Genomic DNA, 23,856 nt, shown 5'->3' with positions numbered 1-23,856 from the left:
TTGATAGCGCCATCAACAATATCTTTACAACCAGATGGAAATAGTGATAAAATATAGTTCGATAGTTATCGAACTAAAGGAGATCATATGAGCAATATTTTAAATGAGGAAGCCGCTGTAAAAGTATTTAATGCACTGTCGGATAAAACCAGACTTAATATTGTGCGTGAGCTGATGAGCGGGGAAAAAGCCTGCTCGGAACTGATTTCCAGATTTAATTTAAGCAAATCGACCTTTTCCCATCATGCCAAGGTTCTGGCAAGGTGTGGTCTGGTTGAATTCCGCAGGGAAGGAAAGTTCCTTTTCTTCTCGCTGAACCGGGAGGTTCTCGGAGGGTGTATAGAATTGCTTAAATAAGCCATATTAAAACAGAAAGGAAGGATTTAAATGGGATTGCTGGATAAGAAGAATATTGTCATAATGGGTGTTAGAAACAAGTGGAGCATTGCTTGGGGTATCGCCCAAATTGCCCATGATGAAGGGGCAAACCTGATTTTTACATATCAGGGGGACAGGGAGAGAAAAAGTGCCGAGGAGCTTGCTGCAGAGCTCGGAAATACTGAAATCTTCCAGTGCGACATATCCTCCGACGAGCAGATAGATGCATTGTTTGAGGAGATTAAGACAAAGTACGGAACAATTCATGGACTGGTTCATGCAATTGCCCACGCCAATACGGAAGATCTACAGAACGATTTTGTTTACACTACGAGAAGCGGTTTCGCCCATGCTCTGGATGTAAGCGCCTATTCTCTGGTGGCAGTAAGCAGAAGGGCGAAGGACCTCATGACGGAGGGCGGAAGCATAATTACCCTTACATATATGGGTTCTGAGAAAGTTATGGGAGGATACAACGTAATGGGCGTTGCAAAGGCTGCACTGGAGGCCAGCGTGAGATACCTCGCCGCAGACCTCGGACCTTCCGGCATAAGGGTAAATGCCATATCGGCAGGTCCGATCAAGACTCTATCCGCAAAGGGTGTAAAGGATTTCAACAGCATACTGGAGATTGTAGAAAAGAAAGCTCCTATGAGAAGGGGAATTGACAGAGAGGATCTTGGGCATACTGCCGCATTCCTTCTGAGCAACCATTCGAGAGGAATCACCGGCGAAGTTGTGCATGTGGACAGCGGTTTTAATATTATGGGTATTTGACCGTTATTGATAGTACTGCCCTAACTTCTGTTATGAATGCAGGGCATGAGGAAATGAAAAGGACACAATATGACGTATCCTTGTAAGAGGGTTTGGTCCGTACATCCGGGACCGAACCCTTTTCTTCATAATGTGCCGTGAAACGGGATTTCTCAAGGCTATTACTTTTAATTCAAATTCGTTTCATTTCAAATCCAGGCTCCCGCTTTCCAATTCTATTGCCCCGAGGTTAACGCCTCAAAATAGGGATTTTTCTAGCATATATGACATTCCAATAATAGATTTTTCTGCAATAAAATATAATATTATATATAATTAAATAAAATTTGACAATTAATTCAAAATTCATTATAATAATACAGTAACTATAATAAATGTATTATTTTTCATATTCATGAAAAGGCTGAAAGATGTTCCCCATGATCCATGTGTGGTGAAATCGGTTATATACCGAGGAGACAGGTGTCTTTCGCCTTATAGGAATAATGTTTTGCGATGGCGGGTGACCGCTGCCGTCGTTGTAAAAATATAAATGCACGGGGGAGTGTAGATGTGGGGAGGCTGTTTCTTGCGGTAGCAGACACGGATGCTGCATATGTTGACGGCTTGCAAAAGTACTTTACCTATGCATATCCGGACAGGTTCAGGACCAGTACCTTTACAAGCCGGGAAAGCCTTATAAAGTTCATTTCCGGATATGAAGGGACTATTGATATTCTACTGGTTTCACCTCAGCTATATCCCGACTTGATGCAGGAAGGCAAAGTAAACACCGTAATTATGCTTTCGTCCGGCAGGTTATATGAAAACACCAAAGCCCAGGGCACAATAAACAAATATCAGCACGGCGACAGGATTGCAGCTGAAATTATCAATATATATTCCAGCGCAAACAAAAATGAAATCATATCTTTGGAAGGCAACAGGAAAACAAGGTTTGTTTCTGTATATTCCCCGGCAGGGGGTACGGGCAAAACCACAATAGCTATAAGCACAAGCATGCGATGTGCCCAGAAAGGTCTCAGGGTTTTATATCTGAATTTTGAAAATATAAGCACATTACCGGCGTTTTTCGATTACAAGCAGAGTCCTAACTTCTCCAATGTTATTTACTACCTCAAGGATAAAGAGAAAAATTTAGGCTTCAAAATTGAAGGCATACGATGCGTTGACCCTGAATCGGGGCTTCACTTCCTTGCACCGCCTGACAGCGCATGTGAGCTGGATGAATTGCTTCCCGAAGATATTGAGAGCCTGCTTTTGCATATCGGAAATATGCATTATTATGATGTGGTATTTATGGACATGGCCGACGGCTTCAGCAGAAGGAGCTTATCCTTGATGCTTTCCAGCGACGAAATCTTTCTTGTGACCACTCAGGACGAAATTGCAAATATGAAGCTCAGGCTTCTGGAAAAGGAGCTGTCTGTTTTAGATGCTGGCGGGAAGCGCAGTCTTTGGGAAAAGGCGCTGCTGATTGTAAACCAGTGCATGCAGGATATGCACTATGGCATGGAGGATGGTTTGTTTGCCGGTAAGGCTGCTGCCGTCACGATACCAAAAGTAAAAAGCAATATGTCGAAGGATTGGATAAAAAAAGAACTGGCGGAAGAAGGCTATTTCAGCTATGGAATAAACAAGCTGGCAGATAGATTTGTAAACGCGCGTGCCGGGGAATCTCCGGCCAGAGCTTGATTTTTTCTGATTATTTTGTCAATGCTTTCCCGCTACGGATCAGATTGCCATGATGCAGGCTTAAGGGGAGGGTATCACAGTGAAAGCTGCCGAGAAGGAAGCCTTTATCAAAGACATAAAAAAGATAATCAACGACAGCGTGGATTTTAACAAAGACATAACGGACGATGACATGAAAGAGCTCATCATGAATACCGTCTTTGAAAGATCCAAGCAGCAGTACCTTAGCATCGGGGAAAAGCAGGAAATCATTCAGGTTGTTTTCAACTCCCTGAGAAGGCTGGATGTACTTCAACCGGTGGTAGAGGATAAGACGGTAACCGAGATAATGGTAAATGGTCCGGACAACATTTTTATTGAAAGAGCGGGAAAAGTGACGCGTCTTAATACCAGCTTTGAGAGCAGGGAAAGGCTGGAGGATGTGATACAGTCCATTGTTTCCAAAGTAAACAGAATTGTAAATGAGGCTTCTCCAATAGTTGACGCCCGGCTGCAGGACGGATCGAGGGTAAATGTGGTGCTTCCGCCCATAGCGCTGAATGGGCCCATCATGACCATAAGGAAGTTCCCGGAAAAGCCTATCACCATGGAGCAGCTTATAGAGTTCGGCTCGGTTACCGAAGAAGCTGCCGAAGCGCTGAAATATCTTGTTCAGGCTAAATATAACATCTTTATTTCCGGAGGCACCGGAAGCGGAAAGACAACTTTTCTCAATGCGTTGTCCAGCTTCATACCGAAGGACGAAAGGATCATAACCATAGAGGATTCAGCAGAGCTGCAGATAACCGGCGTAGATAACATTGTAAGGCTTGAGACGAGAAATGCCAATACGGAGGGAAAGGGCGAGATTACTATAAGGCAGCTCATCAAAGCATCCCTCCGCATGAGGCCGGAAAGAATAATCGTCGGCGAGGTGAGAGGCGCCGAAGCCCTGGACATGCTTCAAGCTATGAACACCGGGCATGATGGCTCACTGTCCACAGGGCATGCCAACTCCACGGAGGATATGCTGAGCAGGTTGGAGACAATGGTTTTGAGCGCAGCCCAGATTCCTTTGGAAGCGATAAGGCAGCAGATAGCATCGGCTATAGATATTATCATCCACCTTTCACGGATAAGGGACAAGTCCAGGAAAGTTATGGAGATAAGCGAGGTTATGGGATATATGGACGGTAAAATTCAGTTGAACCCCCTCTTTGTGTATGAAGAGGAGGGAGAGACTTGCGATAAAAAGGTGATTGGTTCACTGAAAAGAACCGGCAATAAAATTATAAACCGGCACAAGCTGAAAATGGCAGGCATAGACATCAAGTTTTTATAGGTAAATTATACTGCCAAAAGGTAAAGGATACCGGGAGGGATGGGCTTGTTTTTCAATGAAAAGGAGAAAAAAAGGGACAAACCTGCAGCCAATAATGCCCTTGAAGACTATGATTTTTATTGCATGACCGAGAAGGAGAAAATGCTATGGTTTATGGCTGCTGCAGTTGTGATATTTTCGCTGAGCTACATTTTTTATCACAGCGTCGTCTTTTCTGCTATACTGAGCCTTCTGGCATTGTTTTACCCCAGGATCAGAACGAGGAAGATTATTGAGAAGAGAAAGAATGAGTTGAACCTTCAGTTCAAGGATTTGCTTTACTCCATATCCTCCTCCCTCTCTGCCGGAAAGTCCATAGAGATGGCCTTCAGAGATGCGCTGCGGGATCTGGAAGTGCTGTATCCCGACCCTGATACCAGCATTATAAAAGAGGTTCAGTACATCATAAGGAAAATTGACGTAAATGAGACGGTGGAATCTGCCCTTGCCGATCTTGCCCGCAGAAGCCATATTGAGGATATAGAGAACTTTGCCGATGTGATGCAAACCTGCAAAAGAACAGGGGGAAACATGATAGAAGTCATAAAGAACGCTTCCAACATAATAAACGACAAAATCGAAATAAAACAGGAGATTTCCACAATGTTGGCGGAAAGAAAATTTGAGCAGAAAGTGCTCAATGCGTTCCCTGTTTTGATAGTCCTATTTCTGACATTTAGTGCGGAAGACTATATCGCACCCATATTCAATACGTGGGCGGGCAGGCTTTCAATGACGGTTTCGGTAATTCTTTTGGGTGCCGCATACTTCATATCAAAAAAGATAATGGACATAAAGGTTTGATCTCCATGGAGGAAGACGGGGTTTTGATAGAAGAGGTTCAACCGTTGCTATCCCTATGGCTTTGCCATATTGTGAAAAGTTTGAACAATAGAGCATGAGGTGGGGAAATGGTATTTGTTTTCGGGGCTGAAGTGCTTTTGCTGGCTGTCCTGTACATTCTATCCCGGGGTAAGTATGACAGTTTTATTGCGGCAGTTGACCGGGAGCGTTATCCGTTTTATGCATTGATGCCAATAGCATTGCTCCTTCTGGATAAGTTCAAGCATGATTATAATACCCAGTATGACAGGAAGCTGATGATCAAAATTATTGAAATATCGGGAATAAAGTACTCACAGTTTTATATCAGGGTGCATTGGGCAAATAAAATTGTTTTGCTGATGCTGAGCTTGCTTTTTATCTCTTTCATCGCTTTGTTTGTGGAGATGGATACAGGATTTATCATATTCTCCATTGCTTTAATATTGACTGTTGCTTATTTATCGGATAATGAGCTGAAGGAGAAAATTAAAAAAAGACGTCTGGCCATACAGATGGATTTCCCGGATTTTCTCAATAAATTAATTTTGCTGATTGATGCAGGAATGACGGTCACCCGGGCCTGGGAGAAGGCGGTGGAGGATAACAAAAAGGGTGGAGTGCTTTATTCGGAGCTGGAAACGGTATTGGCGGAAATAAAATCCGGCAAATCCGAATATCAGGCCTATGAGGATTTCTCTAAAAGGTGCAGGACCCCTGAAGTGACCAGGTTTATGTCGGCACTTATACAGAACCTGAGGAAGGGAAATTCAGATATAGTTTCCGTTCTCAGGCTGCAGTCCAACGAATGCTGGATGATGCGGAAAAACGCAGCCAAAAGATTGGGAGAAGAAGCTTCGACCAAATTGATTTTCCCTATGATGCTGATACTCATAGCTATTCTGATAATAGTGGCAACACCGGCATTGCTTGCAATGCAAGGCATTTAAATATAAAAATTTTTTATAAGGGGATGAATGGAATGACAAAGTATATCACAAATATGGTCAAAAAGGAAGATGGCATGGGTACGGTGGAGATTGTTATCATAATAGTAGTTCTGATAGGCATCGCATTGATATTTAAGAACGTGATAATTGAATTTGTCAGTAACATACTGTCTGCAATTTTTGATAAGGCAGATACTATCAATGAAATTGATGTCTCCGGTATAGTCAGAGAAATTACAAAATAGTAGCCATATTGAGTATTGAATCCGGAAGAAGGAGAATAAGCGATGATAAGCCACTTCACCGCTTGTTCTCCCATGCTCGGTTTTTGCATGGTTTTAAATCTTTTTTACAAGGTTTTCTATTTCTTTTTTCATAAAGGTTTTTAATAAAGATTTATTTTAAAGCTCCGCTTTTACAGCCTATATAGTTTAGGAATAAATTCAGCTAATAATGGATGCATTGATTGTGGAGAAAGGATTCATGTCTGTAAGGATAGCTACAAGGTACCATTCTCCAGGGCAGCAATCATCCTGAATTTAAACCGATTTTACCTAGGGGGTAAGCACGTATGCCATGGAAGCTTAAAGAACGGATCGGTATATCCTATGAGAGTGAAGCGTCAGCCAGCTATCTTATATTAACCGCAAGCTCATCGGAGACTGTCTTTGACTATCAGGTGGAAATGATAAGAAGCAATTCAATCAACGGCCTCTTGCCTATGGATATGAGGCAGAAGGATGAAACCCTATGCTTTTATTACAACATCACGTCGAAACTATCCCTCTCTCAGTTTTTAAAGCGCAGGAAGCTGAAAAGAAGTCAGTTTATAGGCATGATATCAGCAGTCACAAAAACCTTGCTGGACTGCAGGGGATACCTGCTTTATGATAGGTGTGTCATCATAGATGCCGACTACATATACATTTCTCCCGACACGCTTCAGGTTTCGATGGCATATCTGCCTGTTGACACGAAGGAGGACGTAAACAGCAGGTTTAAAGACTTTGTGATAGACCTCATCATAAATTCGGCCAATATTGATGACAGCGACAGTGACAACTTTCTGCAGAGGATAATCAACTGCCTTAAAGCAGACACTTTCAGCATAGATGGATTTTACAGACTGCTCATGGAATTGACGAATGTCAGGATTCCACCTGCCGATGCCGATCCCGGACTTGATGCAGATGCAGTCAAGAAGGTGGAAGCGGTATTTCCCGTGACAGATATTGAGAAGAACAGGGATACTGCCGGCAAAAAGAGCCGATCAGGGATTGATGGTTTGCTGATACCACCTGCGGCATCACCAAAAAGCAAGGGGCAAAAAGGGAAGAAACCGGTAAAATCCGAAAAAGCGGAGGGGGAAAGACACAAATCTATCGCCGGATGGGAGAGGACGGCTGTTATTATCGGTGGAGCCGTGCTTCAGATTATTTTTCTGCTCATCATCATTTTTGGCAGAAACCATTTAAATTCATTGAATAACGATCCCGTATCTTTTTTTATGGGTTTTGCCGTTATTGATATCGGGCTTTGTGCATTGATATTCAGGAAATTGAGAGACACAAAACCTGAAAAGGTAACTAAATCTGAAAAGGATGCTAAGCCTGCAAAGGGAACAAAGGTTGAAAAAGGAACAAAGGCTGGAAAGGGTGCAAGGCCTGTAAAGAATGCCGGTAAGGATGTGCTGAAGGCATTAAACCTCATGCCTGAACAAGAGGACAATACGAAGGAAGAAAAATGGAGCATGACAGGGCACCTGAATGAAGTTTATGGTTCAATACCTATAATCGATGAGGATTTCGAAAAAAAAGAGGAGTTCAGAAGGAAAAAATTCGGGGGAACCGGTAATAATGGTAAGGGAATCAACAATGACAGCATCAACAGCATAAGAAACATCAATAACGCCGAAAACATAAAGGGCATCAATAACATTAATAGCATAAGCAATAACAGCAATATCAGAGATATCAAAAACATCAGCGATATTAAGAACATCAGCAGCATAGATATGAAAGCTGAGGCTGTTTTAAAGCCTTTGCCCACCTTCGGCCTGCCTGGTTTAGATGACCGTCAGGGAGGTAAGAGAGGGGAAACGGTCTTGCTGGAATCTTTCGATGAAAAATATCCCTACTTGCAGCCTATTAAAAACGGGCAGTATGAAAAAATACTTATAACCAAAAAGGAATTTATAATAGGACGGCTGAGGGATCAGGTGGATTACACTATTGAAAACAATGCCGTCGGAAAGGTTCATGCGCAGATTTCATGCAGCGACAACGGCATATGCCACATAAGGGACTTGAATTCACGGAATGGGACATTCATAAACCACCAGAGGATTAAGAGCAACATGGATTATGAATTAAAAAGCGGTGACAGGGTTACTTTTGCCAACAGTGATTATATCTTTATAAATCCGGTGACCGAAAACAGGGTATTTAGCAACATGGAGGAAATGAAACCGGCGGACAAGCTGTGAAATCCGTCCGCCGGTAAAAATATTCATTATGCTGTTTGGTTCTTGTGCTATTTGATTTAATAGCAGCTGATTAAATGCCATCTGTTTAAAACAATCTGATCATATATCTTATCTTATATATCATTCTGCCTGGACATCGCATGCTTTGATGTTATATTATTTCAAATACTATTTGCTTGAGTACTATTTGCTCAAGTCAAGCATTATATGTTTAAACACTATACCTGTCCAGACTTGTGGCTTCTAGTGTCAAATCTGAAACTCAGAGGGCTTTTCCTTGGAATATCCGAAATGATAAAGCATCGCTTTCACAGTGCGTTCAGAAGCTTTACCGTCGCCGTAAGGATTGACCGCTTTAGCCATCCTGTTATATTCATCCGTATTCTTAAGTAGTTCGGTGGCCAGGTTTATTATGTTTTCCTTATTGGTACCGGCGAGCTTAACAGTGCCGGCAGCCACAGCCTCAGGCCTTTCCGTTTCATTTCTCAGGACGAGCACCGGCTTGCCAAGGGAAGGAGCTTCCTCCTGAAGTCCGCCGGAATCAGTCATTACAAGGTATGATCTGCTCATGAGGTTGTGCATCTCCTGCACATCGAGGGGGTCAATCAGATGAACCTGACTGTGTCCTCCCAGGATAGTCCTTGCCACTTCCTGAACTGCCGGGTTCAGATGCACAGGATATACGATTTCCACATCTCTGAAATTATCCACTATGTACTTTAATGCGCTGCAGATGTTCTCAAGAGGCTCTCCAAGGTTTTCTCTGCGGTGGGCAGTCACTGCAATGATTCTTTTCCCGGAAAAATCGATATTCCTGAGGACTTCGCTTTCAAACTCGTAATCATCCCTAACGGTAGTTTTCAGCGCATCTATTACGGTATTTCCTGTTATGTAAATCCTGTCTTCCGGAACTCCTTCTTTGAGCAGGTTGGATTTGTTTGATATTGTGGGGGCAAAATGCAGGTCCGATATAACGCCGGTGAGCCTTCGGTTTATTTCCTCGGGGAAGGGGAAATACTTGTCAAAGGTTCTCAGGCCGGCTTCTACATGGCCTATACTTATATGGTTGTAAAAAGCGGCCAGGCTTCCTACAAACGTAGTCGTCGTGTCTCCGTGCACCAGCACAATATCGGGCTTTGCCTTTGAAAATACCTCATTTAAACCTTCCAGAGACCTTGTGGTTATATCAATTAAAGTTTGCCTGCTTTGCATTATGTTAAGATCATAATCCGGAGTTATATTGAACATCTCAAGAACCTGGTCAAGCATCTGCCTGTGCTGTGCCGTTACACAAACCAAAGGTTCGATTTCATCATATTTTTCAAGTTCTTTCACCAAGGGTGCCATCTTTACTGCTTCCGGCCTTGTGCCGAAAACAGTCATTACTTTTAATCTTTTCACTTTACAATCTCCTTTATGAGGTAATACTATTTTATTTCCCCTTCAAGGGAATGCTTGCCGTCAACGTCAACCTTACTTGTATGGGTTTCGGTATTATTGCTGTCATCCTTATCGATGTTGATTTCATTCATAAATCTGGTACCGCCTATGATAAATATCGATATGGCTATTATCAGTATTATGGCGCTCAGTGCACCTTTGTCAGCGAGGACAATAGCACTTAGTCCCAGAGCGGCACTCAGGATATACATAATAACTACCGACTGCTTCTGGCTCAATCCCATGTCAATGAGCCTGTGATGGAGATGGCCTCTGTCGGCTTCCATTATTGGTTTGTGGTTTAATAATCTTCTCAGTATTGCAAAGAGAGTATCAAACAAGGGAAGGCCTAATACAAGCACGGGTATGGCTATAGCTATTGCAGCATAGGATTTGAGGGTTCCCTGAATAGATACCACTCCCAGCGTAAACCCGAGAAAAGTTGCTCCCGTATCTCCCATAAAAATCTTTGCAGGATTAAAGTTATATGGGAGGAAGCCAAGTGCCGATCCGGCAAGAGCTGCAGTTAATATTGCCACATCCCATCTCTCAAAAATAACTGAGACTATAAACAATGACAGGGATGCAATGGAGGATACTCCTGCTGCCAGACCGTCAAGACCATCTATGAAATTGAGGGCATTGGTAATTCCTATTATCCATAGCAAAGTTATTGTATAGGATAAAATAGGATTAAGCTGTGAAATACCGGTTTTTGATAATGGGTTTGTAACATATTCGATCCTGGTACCGGAAATAACTACTGCCAGGGCAGCTATAATCTGAAATACAAGCTTAAACCTAGCGCTTAACGACTTTATATCGTCAGCAATCCCAAGAGCTACAATTATCACTATGCCTGCTAAAAGCCCAAAAAACTGGCTGTTTACCCTTAATGGACTGCTTCCGTCATATAATGCGTCCACAACATAAAACAAAACTGAAATCATAAAGCCTGCAATAATTGCCAAACCACCAAGCCTGGCAATTGGCTTTTTGTGCATCCTCCTGTCATCCTTTGGAACATCCACTGCACCAATTTTAAAAGCCAATTTTTTAGCCATAGGGGTAGCAAAAAACGCTACAATAAAGGACAAAATAAAGGATATAAAATACTCATACATCATGAGAGCACCTTCTTTATATTAGCTTATCAGCTAATTTTTACATTTTAGCTGCTTATACCGCAAAGCGGTGCAAGCAGCAGTGAAAATCATGCCTAAACTATCATATCAACCGGACAAACAAGCTTATGAAACCTACCCGACAAGAAAGTAAAAGCATACAAAGGTGTTAAAACCTGACTACCCTTACCCCTGCCTCCTTTAGCAGCTCCATGGAAAGCTCGTCCGGGTAATCGCCTTTAAAAACTACTTTCTTTATTCCAGCATTTATGATCATCTTTGCGCATAAGACACAAGGCTGATTAGTCACATATAACGTTCCGTCTTTTACGCTGGTGCCTGAGTAAGCTGCCTGCACGATGGCATTTTGCTCCGCATGGATAGCTCTGCAAAGCTCATGCCTCTGGCCGGAAGGAATATTAAGCTCTTCTCTCATACAACCAATTTCTTCGCAATGCCTGCACCCTGTAGGTGCGCCGTTATATCCGGTTGCAAGAATTCTCTTATCTTTGACAATCAAGGCGCCTACCTGCCGCCTCAAGCATGTAGATCTGGTCTTAATAAGCTCAACAATATCCATGAAATATTCATCCCACGACGGCCTCATATACACTCCCCCAGAGTATCAATCTGCCCTTGCAGGCAAAATAAATATGAACCTTCTGCGATTAAAAACGCAGATTTGCTGCTCCATCAACCACGTGACCGATATCCCTCTAAGTTTTATCAGGGCAGTTCCTGCTTTGTTATAGCCCTGATCATGATTGAAGCCACGAGGATGCAGGCACCGGTATTTTTTACAATTAATCGATATATTAGACTTCCTGTAAGTTTATTTTGTTCCGAAAAGTCTGTCGCCGGCATCACCCAGACCCGGGACTATATAGCCATGGTCATTCAACTTTTCATCCACGCATGCACAATATATTTCAACATCGGGATGTTCCCTGTTAACTCTTTCTATACCTTCTTTTGATGCTATAAGGCACATCAGCTTGATGCTGGATATTCCCTTTTCCTTAATGAATCTTATGGCAGCTGAAGCAGAACCTCCTGTAGCAAGCATAGGATCAAGGATAACAATATCTCTCTCCTCAGCATCTACCGGCAGCTTGCAGTAGTATTCCACCGGCTCCAAGGTCTCCGGGTCCCTGTATAAGCCGATATGGCCTACCTTTGCCATTGGAAGGAGTTTCAGCATTCCATCCACCATACCGAGGCCTGCTCTTAAAATCGGAACTATACCGAGTTTTTTTCCTGAAATTACTTTAGCTTTGGCAGTAGCCACAGGTGTTTCAATTTCCACTTCCTTAAGAGGCATATTTCTTGTTACCTCATAGCCCATCAACATGGATATCTCCGATACTAATTCCCTGAATTCCTTTGTATCGGTGTTTTTGTCCCTTAAAAGAGACACTTTATGTTGTATTAACGGATGATCAAAAATAAAAACATTTTTCATGACAGTTTTCCCCCACTCATTTAAGATACTTTTTTTCTATTTGTGTAATTTTGTTTATCCTGTTTTGGTGCTTACCGCCTTGAAATTCGGCCTTAAGCCATGTATCTACGATATCCAGAGCCAGACCAGGTCCAACTACCCGGGCGCCTATTGAAAGCACATTTGCATTGTTGTGCTCCCGGCTCATTCTCGCCGAATAAGTATCGGAGCAAACAGCAGCTCTGATTCCCGGTACCTTGTTTGCAGCTATGGAAATTCCAATGCCTGTGCCGCAAATAATGATACCCTTTTCACACCTGCCATCCTTTACTGCTTCGGCTACCGATAGGCCATAGTCAGGATAGTCTACCGAATTGCAGTCACATGTACCAAAGTCCAGGACTTCATAGCCGTTTTGCTTTAAATGATCTATAATCTCAGTTTTCAAGCCGTATCCGGCATGATCACTTCCAACTGCAATAATCATAAGGGCCTCCTTGATAAAACAAACAGCACGTTTACATTAAATCGATAACACGCTAAGTCATAAGCAAAAATTTAATGCAAATTTTAAGGCAGTTACCGATATAAATTCCGTATTTTGACATATGGAACTGTTTTATCTTAAACTGCGCTCATTACATATAGTATTCCAAACAAAAAGTTGTCCAATTCTCTTAAATATTTTATAGTATTGTCATTTATATGTCAAAAAAAGTTTAGTCGAATTTAATTTTTTGTTTACTTTCCATAATTCCTTAATTTTTCAACTGTCCTAACTACCGCATCCTTAATTTCCCTTGCACATTGCTTATATATATTTTCCGGCATGCCAAAAGGATCTGATATATCAGGATTGAAGCTGCTTTTAGCCGTTCTGTCAGACACCCCGTATTCATAGGCAAACTCTTTTAAGGTAAAGGTTTTTTTTCTTGCTTCAGGAAATAGTGAACATATCGCCTGCTTATGGGACCTTGTCATGGTTAATATTAGAGAAGCATTATCGATATGCTCTTTTTTCAGCAGTCTTGCTCTGTGCAGGCTTATATCCAGACCATAAAGATCTTTTAATGCACTGACGGCGTATTCGCTTGCCGGTTCACCGTCAAAAGCTGATATGCCGGCTGATGATACTTCAAACCTTTCCGCCAGCTCCTTATCCTTTTTCAGTTCCCCTCTGAAAATCCCTTCGGCCATGCTGCTTCTGCAAGTATTGCCTGTACATACGAATAGTATACTCTCCATTTTAAACTTCCTTTTCTAATTAATGATGGTCATACTTTTATTATATTATACCCGGCAGCTTTGTTCATCCTGTTCATAATTGCGAGGCCGATATCTTCAGCATCTACGGCTTCCGCCAGCACTATTTCGACCCCTTCCTCATCAAATTTCCGCAGGTCTGTAAAAAGGTTGGAAGCTATGGTTTCAGGTATATTTCTGTCACCCATTGAAATCACTGTAAAACCACTGTATTTTTGCTTTGTTTGTTCTGTCGCCATGATACCGACCTTTTTACCCTTTTGGCTGTATTCCCGGGCAAGGCGGTTTATATTCTCCACCACCCTGTCAAGGCTGCCTTCAATGATGATGACATCTGCTTCCGGAGAATAATGCTTGTACTTCATACCTGGGGCTTTAGGGGGCTTGTCTGATATGTTAGGGCCTGACAGGGCCGGATCAATTGCCATATCGCCCAATACTTCCTCCAGTTGGTGAAGGGTGATGCCGCCTGGACGGAGAAGCATGGGAGGATTTACAGTCATGTCGACAATGGTTGATTCCAGGCCTATGTTGACATTTCCCGCGTCTATTATCACATCCACTCTGCCGTACAAATCATGAATTACATGCTGCGCCATTGTAGGACTTGGTTTTCCTGAAAGGTTCGCACTGGGCGCTGCTATCGGAAGACCGGATTCCCGTATCAATGCCATGGCTACCGGATGGGAAGGCATCCTTATGGCAACAGTATCCAGACCTCCTGTGGTTGTTTTAGGTATTATATCGGACTTTTCCATTATGATGGTAAGAGGTCCCGGCCAAAACCTGTCCATCAGAGGGACAACCTTTGCGGGGATACTTTTTACAAGCCGTCTCAGCTCATCCGGTGCTGAAATATGTACAATCAGCGGGTTGTCGGAAGGGCGGCCTTTGGCTTCGTATATATTATGGGCTGCAGCTTCATTCAACGCATTGGCACCGAGACCGTATACCGTTTCGGTGGGAAAAGCCACCAGTCCTCCTTGCTTTATTACATCTGCCGCATATTTAAGCTTGTCCATATCTATGTTATCTTTGTCAATTGTAATAACTTCCGTCTTCAAAATGAATTACTCCTTTAAATCAGGGCGTTGTGCCGGCTTCCGACAGTCAGGCTTTCGAATGATGCCGTTTTGCCGGATTTTGCAACAGCACTAATTATATATTGAAACTATTATACCACATATTATGCCCAGAACATTGCCGATGGATGGTAGTCGTCCTCTGTAGAGCTTTTTGGATTCGGGCACGAGTTCGCCGCAGACAATATAGAGCATCGCACCTCCGGCAAAGCCCAGACATAATGAAATAAACTGCTTTGAGATTCCACCCAAGGCAGCGCCGATAAAGGCTCCCAATCCCATAGGGATTCCTGATAAAATCGTAAGCATGAAGGCCCTCATCCTGGAGAATCCGCCTGCTCTAAGAGGTACGGCCATGGCAATGCCTTCCGGTATATCATGGATGAGTATCACCAATGTAAGCGTTACGCCAAGGCTCAAGGATGCCTCAAAACCTGATCCGACGGCGAAACCTTCAGGAAGGTTATGGAGGGCTATGCCGATGGCAGTAAGAATACCGGCTTTCAAAAGGCCGGTGTTGCGTCTGCCCTTCTTTAAAAATTCGGCATTTAATATCACATCTTCCAGTAATATTATAACCAAAACCCCTGTCAGCACACTGCAGATAGTGGTGAAGGGCTCTCCCAGTTCAAAGGCTTCAGGAATCAGTTTGAAGCAAACCACCGATGTCATCAGGCCTGCTGAAAATTCCAGTATTAGGCTGAGTATGCGGTTGCTGATATTCTTAACGAAGAAAGCCATGAGCCCGCCGATTCCTGTTCCGATTATACCGGACACCAGGCCGATAAAGCTAACACTAATTAAATTTTTCATGAGTATCCCCCTCAAAGAAGAAATCCGACCGAGTATAATTTTATTCTTTGGAGGGATGTTATATTAATCTTTATATGTAATTTCTTTCCCTTTAAAGGGAATCCGGCATGCCCTGTTGCTCAGGGTTAATACCGGATGATCCAAATCTACGGCGTAAAGGACCGACAGCAATATTATTGGCAGACATTAGTCCAAACTATATAATTGTCTTATATTGCCTTATTTAAGCTTTGTATCACTTATCCAGTGCACCCTTGCGAGCCGGGTCGGCAAATTGGTCAATTCCAGTCTTCGTCGTCGCCGTTCCCCAGTTTTCCTGTCTGTTCGGTGGTTATCAAAGCATCTATGATTTCGTCAAAATCACCGTCCAGGATTTCATCAATTTTATAGAGGGTTAAGCCTATTCTGTGATCTGTAACCCTTCCCTGCGGATAGTTGTACGTCCTGATCCTTTCGCTCCGGTCTCCCGTACCGACTTGGCTCTTTCTGGCCTGGGCGAGTTCGGAATTCTGCTGCTCCTGGGCCATGTTATACAGCTTTGAACGGAGCACCCTCATTGCCTTTTCTCTGTTTTTGTGCTGGGACCTTTCGTCCTGGCATGTGACCACCAGCCCTGTAGGGATATGGGTTATCCTTATAGCGGATTCAGTTTTGTTAATGTGCTGGCCTCCTGCTCCGCTGGCTCTGAAAGTATCTATCTGGAGATCGGAGGGATTTATTTCGACATCCACTTCATCCACTTCAGGCAGGACGGCCACAGTGACAGTGGAAGTATGTATTCTGCCGCTTGCTTCCGTAGTGGGAACCCTCTGTACTCTGTGAACACCACTCTCAAACTTCAGACGGCTGTATGCGCCTTTTGCTTCAATTGTGAATATGACTTCCTTGAAACCACCCAATTCGGTGGGATTGGAATCTAACATTTCTACTTTCCAGCGTTTGCTCTCGGCATACTTTGTATATGCTCTGAAAAGCACGCCGGCAAACAGCGCTGCTTCTTCTCCTCCTGCCCCGGCACGGATTTCCACTATGACACTTTTGTCGTCATTGGGATCTTTCGGAAGGAGAAGAATTTTCAGTTCCTTTTCTATCTGTTTCCGCTTTTCCTCCGATTCCGCCAGCTCCGCCTCCACCATTTCATGCATCTCTTTATCCAGCTTTTCCTCGCGAAGCTTCTTGGTGTCGTCGATATCCTTTATAACCTTCTTATACTCACGGTATTTCTCCACGATTTCTTCCAAGTCCGAATATTCTTTCATCAGCTTCTTATATTCATCCTGATTGGCGATAACGGAAGGATCGCTTAACTTTAAGCTTATCTCCTCATATCTGTTTTCTATTACTTCCAGCCTGTCAAACATTCTACACCTCATAAAGAAAATATTAGCTTTTCGGTGATATATTATAGCACATATAATTATTTTAATCCATATAAATAACAAGCCCTGAAGCGTCCTGAAGGATGGCTGCCGGGCTTTGCGAAGTACTACCTACCGTGCCTTTTTAAAGCATCTTTTCTGAAGATAAAAAAGATAAAATAAAGGGATATTCCTTTCGCTTAAAAAGCTTGCTTCGCTATCGGAATATCCCGGGGGCATTTTTTATAAAGAGAGTTACTTGACAATCTCAATAAAGCTATTGGTAGTTTCAGCATTTATGTTCACTTTTTCGCTGAAGTCGTTATAACCGTTGGATTCTGCTTCTACAAAGCTTCCGCCGGCACCTTGCCTGTTATGATAAAGCATCTCAGGAATGAGGAGGTTAACTGTGCCGTTGGTGGTCTTGGCTCTTACTTTATAGCCTTTCTTGTCCATATCGTTCATATTGACCTTGATACCGCCATTGGTCGCCTTGAGGCTGATATTCATTTCCGGCGCATTTTCATGGTTCTGAGCATTTTCCACAAATATGCGCCCATTGGTAGTTTCTACCTTGACATTCTCGGCTTTAATATGTTTTACATCTATAGAAGCATTGGTGGTTTTGACTTCTATGTTTTTGCCTATTATATAGCTGACCTGGATTTTTGCATTTCTTGTGTGAGCGGTTATCGCATCACTATTTACTCCCATCAGCTCTATGTGGCTGTTCTGTGTAGCAGCTTCAAAAACCTCTGACAGCGAATCCTCGGCATAGATTCTTCCGTTGGTGGTTTTTAAGGATATTTTCTTAAACCTGATTGCCGGAAGGAATATTTCATGGGATACACTTGTGTTGACGGCATTGTTCAGTTTAAGGGATACGGCATTTCCGCTGTCATTAAATACAAGAACATCATCGGCATTGTTTGAATGACTTTTAATTCGCGATTTTATAACTATTTTGCTGTCCAGATGCTTTTTTACCACGATAGGGCCGTTTACAGCCTCGACATCCAGGTCCATTCCTTCAATAGCAGCAGCTTCAAAGTTTTTTTCAATGGTGGGACAGTTTCCGAAAAAGTTAAAAGTGCTGGTATCTACAAAGCTTCCAACAAAATCAATCATTTTATCCACCAGACCGAAAGTAGTGGCTGCCACACTCTTACCGATTTTCTCAGCTTTGCTGCTGAACTCTTCTACAATGCGGTCAAAGTCTTTCTGATTATAGTTGGTTTGAAATTCTTTCTTCCATTCGTTTAAACGATCCCTTACTTTTGCAACTTCCTCCTGAAAATTAGGCTGTTTCTGCTGTTTTCCGGCAGTTCCTGAGGAGGTTTGCTTTTCGCCGCCTTCCAGCGCTTCGAGCAGCCTTGCTGCTTCCTCACTCGTAATTTTTCCCTCTTCCAACATCTTCAGTATGAGAATTCTTTCTTCACTAAGTGACATGTTTTTCACACCCTCCCATTATTTACTTGACAAACAATAACTGATCCGGCAGCCGGCAACTAAACTTTTGGCGGCTTGCCTTTTTTCATAGAAAACCCTTATTTCCGCATCTCAAGGTGTATTCTTCTCTAGCTGGTGACGATGGCATTTTGGCATACTGCTTTGTACTATTTTCATAAAGACATTTTATACTGCCATCGGGTTGATGATGGGGTGATATAATCCTTGTGCTTTTTAATCGCTGTATGTGATTATTCCTTTAACAGGTCGATGGCTTCATCGACGCTGATTTCACCGCTATTTAGCTTATCCAGGATTTCCTTTCTGTTGCGGGATGGTTCGGGCTCTATATCCTGCTTATAACCAAGAGCTGCGGCAACATCTTCAAGCCTGTTTTTTACGGTGGGATAGGATATGCCCAGTTCTTTTTCCACTTCTTTAATATTTCCTCTGCATTTTATAAATACATCTATAAAAGTCTTCTGTTCTGCTGTTAATTTGCAAAATTTGCAAAGATGAAAATGACCTTCTATAGCTGTGCCGCATGAATTGCAGCTGATTCTGGTAACTTCGGTATCATTGCCGCATACAGGGCACTTTCCAAGAACTTCACCTGCCATATGATTCACCTCTTCAATTATTTATTGCTTACTGGAAATTTAATTAACCCTCTTATAGCATTAATAATAATATAGGTTTTATACATTGTCAATAATAATATTAAAAAAATTAATTAAAGTCTCAACATTTTTAATTTTGAAATTAAAAATATTATACTGATGTTGAGAGCAGGACAAGGTTGCAGTTGGAAGATAAGGCCGCTGACAAAATGGCAGCCGGTGAAATGAACATGTGGGCAAAGCATAAGGCTGTAAACGGCTGAATATGTTAAAGCCTTGCGATGATCCGATGGATAAATTATTATGTATAATAAAAGAAAATTATGATTGTGAGGTATTGATATAAATGGCGGAAGAGATAATTATAAAAAGAGCGGTGCTTCATATACTGGACAACAATGTCACCATGCCAGTCCTTTCCGACAAGGAGCTCGATATCGATGAAGACCAGAGTAATTTTATCGGAAAGCATATCGAGAGGATTATGTCCGATAATAACGCAAAGATGGCGCGATTTAGTGATGCTCCAAATTTTATAAGGGATATATGCTGTGAAATCAAGCTTAATCCGGATTTTTTCCTCCAAGGCAGTATTGGAATTGCAGAAGGGTTGTTCAGCATTATGCAAAAGAATGTGGATATTCCTCCAGCAGACCTGATCTGCTGCCTTTTTTATTATGAAAGCCAGCCACACCTGGGCATTTTAAAGCTTAACTACAAAACAGGATATACCCATTATGTCGAACAGGGAGAAGAGGGCAATATCAACACGATAATCCGGTATAGAACCTTGCTGCCTTCGGAGTCCCAAAAAGCTGACGAATGTGTCCTAATTAACCTTGAAAGTCTTGAGATGAAGCTCATTGAGAAGGCTTATGAAATAAACGGGGAAAGGGAATATTATTTTTCAGGCATGTTTTTGAACTGTACGACCCAGCTTTCGGACAATGAAAAGGTAAAAATTATCAACAAGGTGGCGCAGAAAATCAGCAAAAAGTATTATGATGAAGATTTTGAAACCGCAGCCAAGCTGAAGAAAGCCATATCGGACAGCTTTGAGGAAACAAAGGCTATTCAGTTGGATAATCTGGTGGAAGAAGTTTTTGATAAAAATGTTGAAATCCGTAACGAGTATATGGAAGAAATACATAAAGCAGGCTTGACGGAGAAGAGCATTCCCATACCGGAAAAGCTGGCGGAAAAGAAGTTCAGAACCCATAGAATAAAGACTGATACGGGAATAGAAATAAATTTTCCGCCGAGCTTGTATAACAACAAGGAAAAGATTGAATTTGTCAATAATTCCGACGGAACGATATCAATAATTATAAAAAATGTAGGCAAAATAATTAATAAGTGATTTTCTGTGACGCGAGTCACAGAATTTTATTCTAATTAGCCATATAATTGCTTATGAAAATACATCCAGTTATTCTTTGATGTAATGCGCAAGGTGCATATAGATTCACTGGCGGAAGAGAGAGGTGATATTATGAAGGCGTCTATAGACAGGGAAGGCTGCATTGCTTGCGGCTTGTGTCCGGCTACCTGCCCGGAGGTTTTCAGGATGGCAGAAGACGGATTTGCTGAAGTTTATGTCGACGAAGTTCCGAAGGGTGCGGAAGAAGCAGCAAAGGAAGCTGAAGCAGGCTGCCCCGTTTCCGTAATAACAGTGGAGTAAAACCTCGGTATCAAAATAAATTGCAAATAAAATTCCCCATAATTGCAATAAAGCATTTCCGGCGTTTTTGCCCAGCAAGGTGAGGCTCTGGTAATTGTATTTGAACAATCAAGTCAAGGACAAAGCCTGTAGGATGAGCGTTAGCGAATCTCTATATGATTGAAAATCAATTATAATGCTTTAAACTGCTGGCAAGTTATCCGGCAGCTATTTGCAAAAGTGGGGAAATTTCATTTGCAAAAAAACAGTTATTGCTTGTATTCTCATTTATACAGTTCAGGAGTAAATTCAGCTATAATAACGGATTCATTGATTGCCATGTATTTTGAATCCTTTGCATATATTTCAGCACGCCATGCCGATACGGTGACTTACGCCACCAAGGTAAAAAGCCTCTGCAGGTCCGGTATGTCATATCATGCCATCAGATAATTGATTTGATCAGAAAGGCTTATATTCTTCGTATCCCACTTTCTCGCCGGACAGTCGGTAATATTAAATGGAAGCCCTGAGGACTTAATGAAATGCTCAAACCTTTTGTCCAGCCAAGGAGGAGTCCATGCTCCGGAACGGCATATATGAACTGCCCCAACATCAATGCCTGCAGCCAGATCATCGGGAGACAGATACCGAATCCTGTAAATGCTGTTCATAGCCTTGAAATATTCCGGCTTTTCAGCTGTAAAAGGGCTGTATATTATATTAGCTTCATCTATCCGATTATCTTTAAAAAGCTTGCCGAGCCAGTTGGCACAGTTTATCTCGAAATTAAGGGAGGAGGTACCCCCATAACCCAGGTCGGAATGGGAGTCAAACAGGTATACTGTCCTCAAGCCGTGATTTGCGGCTATGTCATAGGACAGGGAATGGGAGTCGGAAACATAAGCCTTTACATCCTTGTCAAATCGGAAGAACCGCCTGATTTTTTCCCAGAAGATGTCCACTCCTGAGGAAAGCCGGTAAGAATTCTGAATGTTCCTGCCTTGTGCTTTCGCCTGCAGGAATCGCTTATACCATAAATCCATCAGGTTTTTTTTATTTTCTATATATGAACCCCAGTTTTCTTTTTGCATTTGGATAAAATAATCCCAGTCAATAGACAACAAGCATTTTCCCATTACATCATCCCCATATCCATGAAATGGCCGGTTGCATGAAGTAAAGGCAAGTTGGTAAACCATACTGACATCGCTCTGATATAGCACCTATATAAAATCGGTTTGAATTCAGCTGATTGAAATGGATGAATCAATACATTCATTATTAACCGAACTCATTCCTAAACTATATAGAGCTGTAACAATAAGCTTTCCATGATGCCGTGTCAATTTGCCTGTGAAACTCATCGGGCAAAGGGAGCCTTTGTCAGCCTTTCAGAACATGGTTTCCCAAGGCTCCCTTAACCCTATATAGAAAGGCAAAAGGGGATTATAAGGATGAACGGTCAGGAAGAGAACTGACTTCTGTCCTTAACCCTTTTACCTGGGTTTAATAGTCCATGTCGCCTGCCGGTACCGGTGAAGATTTCTTTTTCTCCGGTTTATCAGCAACAGCGCTCTCTGTAGTCAGAACCATGGATGCTATGGATGCTGCATTTTGGAGAGCAGACCGGGTGACCTTCGCAGGGTCGATGATTCCCGCTGTAAACATATTCACATATTCTTCCTTAACAGCATCAAAGCCGATTCCTTTTTCGCTTTTCTTTACATTTTCTACCACCACGGAACCGTCAACGCCTGCATTGGCAGCTATTTGACGGAGCGGTTCTTCCAGTGCCCTTAGAATAATCGCAGCCCCTGTTTTTTCATCGCCATGGAGGGAATCCACCAGCTTCGCTACCTCAGGGATAGCATTGATATAAGCGGTACCTCCGCCGGGAACAATTCCTTCTTCAACGGCTGCTTTGGTAGCGTTGAGGGCATCTTCAACCCTGTATTTCTTTTCCTTCATTTCGGTTTCGGTGGCAGCTCCTACACGGATGACAGCTACTCCTCCGGATAGCTTTGCCAGTCTTTCGTTCAGCTTTTCCTTGTCATAGCTGGAAGTGGTAACTTCTATCTGTTTTTTGATGGACTCGATTCTATCCTTTATTGCCTTCTGATCTCCTGCACCATTCACTATGATGGTGTTTTCCTTCTGCACTTTTACCGACTTGGCTTTTCCAAACCATTCCATCTTCATATCCTTGAGATCCATGCCCACTTCTTCAGATACAACCTGCCCGCCGGTCAATATTGCGATATCCCGCAGCATTTCCTTGCGCCTGTCGCCATATCCCGGAGCTTTAACAGCCACACAGTTGAGAGTGCCTTTCAGCTTATTTACCACCAGGGTGGCCAAAGCTTCTCCTTCTACATCCTCCGCAATCACAAGCAGCTTTCCGCCGTCCCTTACTACCAGTTCGAGGGCGGGCAGCAAATCCTGTATGTTGCTGATTTTTCTGTCGGTTATGAGGATATAGGGATCCTCCAGGACTGCTTCCATTTTTTCGCTGTCCGTGACCATATAGTGGGATATGTAACCTCTGTCAAAGGACATACCTTCGACGATTTCAGTAAATGTATCGGAGGTTTTGGACTCTTCGATGGTTATGACGCCATCAGCGGTCACTTTCTCCATTGCGTCGGCGATGAGAGCACCTATTGATGCATCTCCGGAAGATATGGTGGCTACAAAGGCCATATCATCCTTACCTTTGATTTTCTGACTGTCTGCTTTTATACATTCAACGGCTTTGTTGGTAGCCTTTTCTATACCTTTTTTGAGGATCATGGGATTGGCCCCTGCGGCCAGATTCTTCATTCCTTCCCTGACAATTGCCTGGGCGAGAAGAGTTGCCGTGGTTGTACCGTCTCCGGCGGCATCATTGGTTTTGCTGGCAACTTCCTTAACCAGCTGGGCACCCATGTTTTCGTAAGGATCCTCCAGCTCGATTTCCTTGGCGATGGTGACACCATCGTTGGTAATGGTTGGGGATCCGTACTTTTTTGCCAATACTACATTTCTACCCTTTGGACCCAGGGTGACTTTTACTGTGTCTGCCAGTTTATTAACGCCGGTTTCGATGGATTTTCTTGCATTGATGTCAAACGAGATTATTTTTGCTGCCATTTCTATC

The 23,856-nt window shown here is 42.7% G+C and carries 23 protein-coding genes; 10 read left to right on the top strand and 13 right to left on the bottom strand.

All coding sequences use genetic code 11. The annotated features are described in order from the left end of the window. Nucleotides 1-87 precede the first annotated feature (87 nt). The 8 genes from CDO33_RS19385 (at nt 88) to CDO33_RS19350 (ending at nt 8,467) form a co-directional block, all read left to right on the top strand. Nucleotides 88-357, top strand: coding sequence for an ArsR/SmtB family transcription factor (locus CDO33_RS19385; RefSeq protein WP_103080438.1), 270 nt, complete (start codon nt 88-90; stop codon nt 355-357). A gap of 30 nt (nt 358-387) precedes the next feature. Beyond that, nucleotides 388-1,155: an enoyl-ACP reductase FabI gene (locus CDO33_RS19380; RefSeq protein WP_103080439.1), complete on the top strand. Its 768-nt coding sequence runs from the start codon at nt 388-390 to the stop codon at nt 1,153-1,155. A 552-nt stretch (nt 1,156-1,707) separates the two neighbouring features. After that, nucleotides 1,708-2,850 (top strand): P-loop NTPase family protein, encoded by a 1,143-nt coding sequence (locus CDO33_RS19375; RefSeq protein ID WP_103080440.1) that lies wholly within the window; start codon nt 1,708-1,710, stop codon nt 2,848-2,850. A gap of 79 nt (nt 2,851-2,929) precedes the next feature. Beyond that, nucleotides 2,930-4,171 (top strand): TadA family conjugal transfer-associated ATPase, encoded by a 1,242-nt coding sequence (locus CDO33_RS19370; protein ID WP_103080441.1) that lies wholly within the window; start codon nt 2,930-2,932, stop codon nt 4,169-4,171. A gap of 45 nt (nt 4,172-4,216) precedes the next feature. Continuing rightward, a complete protein-coding gene (locus tag CDO33_RS19365) occupies nt 4,217-5,014 on the top strand; it encodes a type II secretion system F family protein (protein ID WP_242973854.1) in 798 nt (265 codons plus the stop codon). A 107-nt stretch (nt 5,015-5,121) separates the two neighbouring features. Further along, the gene (locus CDO33_RS19360) at nt 5,122-5,982 is read left to right on the top strand and encodes a type II secretion system F family protein (RefSeq protein ID WP_103080443.1); all 861 of its coding nucleotides are present in this window, start codon (nt 5,122-5,124) and stop codon (nt 5,980-5,982) included. A gap of 32 nt (nt 5,983-6,014) precedes the next feature. After that, a complete protein-coding gene (locus CDO33_RS19355) occupies nt 6,015-6,227 on the top strand; it encodes a Flp1 family type IVb pilin (RefSeq protein ID WP_103080444.1) in 213 nt (70 codons plus the stop codon). A 326-nt stretch (nt 6,228-6,553) separates the two neighbouring features. Continuing rightward, entirely contained in the window at nt 6,554-8,467 is a 1,914-nt protein-coding gene (locus CDO33_RS19350; protein WP_103080445.1) for a DUF6382 domain-containing protein, read from the top strand. A gap of 249 nt (nt 8,468-8,716) precedes the next feature. Here the strand turns inward: CDO33_RS19350 and wecB are convergent, their stop codons facing one another. The 11 genes from wecB to CDO33_RS19295 all read right to left on the bottom strand — a co-directional run bounded on the left by wecB (nt 8,717) and on the right by CDO33_RS19295 (nt 19,057). Then, a complete protein-coding gene (wecB, locus tag CDO33_RS19345; RefSeq protein WP_117433629.1) occupies nt 8,717-9,868 on the bottom strand; it encodes a non-hydrolyzing UDP-N-acetylglucosamine 2-epimerase in 1,152 nt (383 codons plus the stop codon). A 26-nt stretch (nt 9,869-9,894) separates the two neighbouring features. After that, the gene (locus tag CDO33_RS19340; RefSeq protein WP_103080446.1) at nt 9,895-11,034 is read right to left on the bottom strand and encodes an MraY family glycosyltransferase; all 1,140 of its coding nucleotides are present in this window, start codon (nt 11,032-11,034) and stop codon (nt 9,895-9,897) included. A gap of 166 nt (nt 11,035-11,200) precedes the next feature. Beyond that, complete coding sequence (locus tag CDO33_RS19335) at nt 11,201-11,638, bottom strand: deoxycytidylate deaminase (RefSeq protein WP_103080447.1); 438 nt, start codon at nt 11,636-11,638, stop codon at nt 11,201-11,203. Nucleotides 11,639-11,863: 225 nt separating this feature from the next. Next, nucleotides 11,864-12,493 (bottom strand): uracil phosphoribosyltransferase, encoded by a 630-nt coding sequence (gene upp, locus CDO33_RS19330; protein WP_103080448.1) that lies wholly within the window; start codon nt 12,491-12,493, stop codon nt 11,864-11,866. Nucleotides 12,494-12,509: 16 nt separating this feature from the next. Further along, complete coding sequence (gene rpiB, locus CDO33_RS19325) at nt 12,510-12,959, bottom strand: ribose 5-phosphate isomerase B (RefSeq protein WP_103080449.1); 450 nt, start codon at nt 12,957-12,959, stop codon at nt 12,510-12,512. A 254-nt stretch (nt 12,960-13,213) separates the two neighbouring features. Continuing rightward, complete coding sequence (locus CDO33_RS19320; protein WP_103080450.1) at nt 13,214-13,717, bottom strand: low molecular weight protein arginine phosphatase; 504 nt, start codon at nt 13,715-13,717, stop codon at nt 13,214-13,216. Nucleotides 13,718-13,746: 29 nt separating this feature from the next. Next, nucleotides 13,747-14,799: an L-threonylcarbamoyladenylate synthase gene (locus tag CDO33_RS19315; RefSeq protein ID WP_103080451.1), complete on the bottom strand. Its 1,053-nt coding sequence runs from the start codon at nt 14,797-14,799 to the stop codon at nt 13,747-13,749. A 90-nt stretch (nt 14,800-14,889) separates the two neighbouring features. Beyond that, nucleotides 14,890-15,630, bottom strand: coding sequence for a ZIP family metal transporter (locus tag CDO33_RS19310; protein WP_103080452.1), 741 nt, complete (start codon nt 15,628-15,630; stop codon nt 14,890-14,892). 278 nt (nt 15,631-15,908) lie between these two features. Beyond that, nucleotides 15,909-16,991, bottom strand: coding sequence for a peptide chain release factor 1 (gene prfA, locus CDO33_RS19305; RefSeq protein ID WP_103080453.1), 1,083 nt, complete (start codon nt 16,989-16,991; stop codon nt 15,909-15,911). Between the two features lie 252 nt (nt 16,992-17,243). Beyond that, nucleotides 17,244-18,437, bottom strand: coding sequence for a DUF4097 family beta strand repeat-containing protein (locus CDO33_RS19300; protein WP_103080454.1), 1,194 nt, complete (start codon nt 18,435-18,437; stop codon nt 17,244-17,246). A gap of 251 nt (nt 18,438-18,688) precedes the next feature. Continuing rightward, nucleotides 18,689-19,057 carry a DUF2089 domain-containing protein gene (locus CDO33_RS19295; RefSeq protein ID WP_103080455.1) on the bottom strand — a complete coding sequence of 123 codons (369 nt, stop codon included), beginning with the start codon at nt 19,055-19,057 and terminating at the stop codon, nt 18,689-18,691. 346 nt (nt 19,058-19,403) lie between these two features. Here CDO33_RS19295 and CDO33_RS19290 point away from each other — a divergent pair, with 346 nt between their 5' ends. Then, nucleotides 19,404-20,417 (top strand): nucleoid-associated protein, encoded by a 1,014-nt coding sequence (locus tag CDO33_RS19290; RefSeq protein WP_103080456.1) that lies wholly within the window; start codon nt 19,404-19,406, stop codon nt 20,415-20,417. Between the two features lie 132 nt (nt 20,418-20,549). Further along, entirely contained in the window at nt 20,550-20,738 is a 189-nt protein-coding gene (locus CDO33_RS19285; RefSeq protein WP_103080457.1) for a ferredoxin, read from the top strand. A 416-nt stretch (nt 20,739-21,154) separates the two neighbouring features. Here CDO33_RS19285 and CDO33_RS19275 read toward each other — a convergent pair whose 3' ends face one another. Both CDO33_RS19275 and groL read right to left on the bottom strand, forming a co-directional pair. Beyond that, a complete protein-coding gene (locus CDO33_RS19275; protein ID WP_103080459.1) occupies nt 21,155-21,856 on the bottom strand; it encodes an arginase in 702 nt (233 codons plus the stop codon). 370 nt (nt 21,857-22,226) lie between these two features. Beyond that, complete coding sequence (gene groL, locus CDO33_RS19270) at nt 22,227-23,849, bottom strand: chaperonin GroEL (protein WP_103080460.1); 1,623 nt, start codon at nt 23,847-23,849, stop codon at nt 22,227-22,229. Nucleotides 23,850-23,856: the final 7 nt, after the last annotated feature.

The organism is Clostridium thermosuccinogenes (assembly GCF_002896855.1).
Classification (GTDB): domain Bacteria; phylum Bacillota; class Clostridia; order Acetivibrionales; family DSM-5807; genus Pseudoclostridium; species Pseudoclostridium thermosuccinogenes.
Note: the sequence above shows the minus strand (reverse complement) of the source record. Positions and strands in the feature narration are given on the sequence as shown.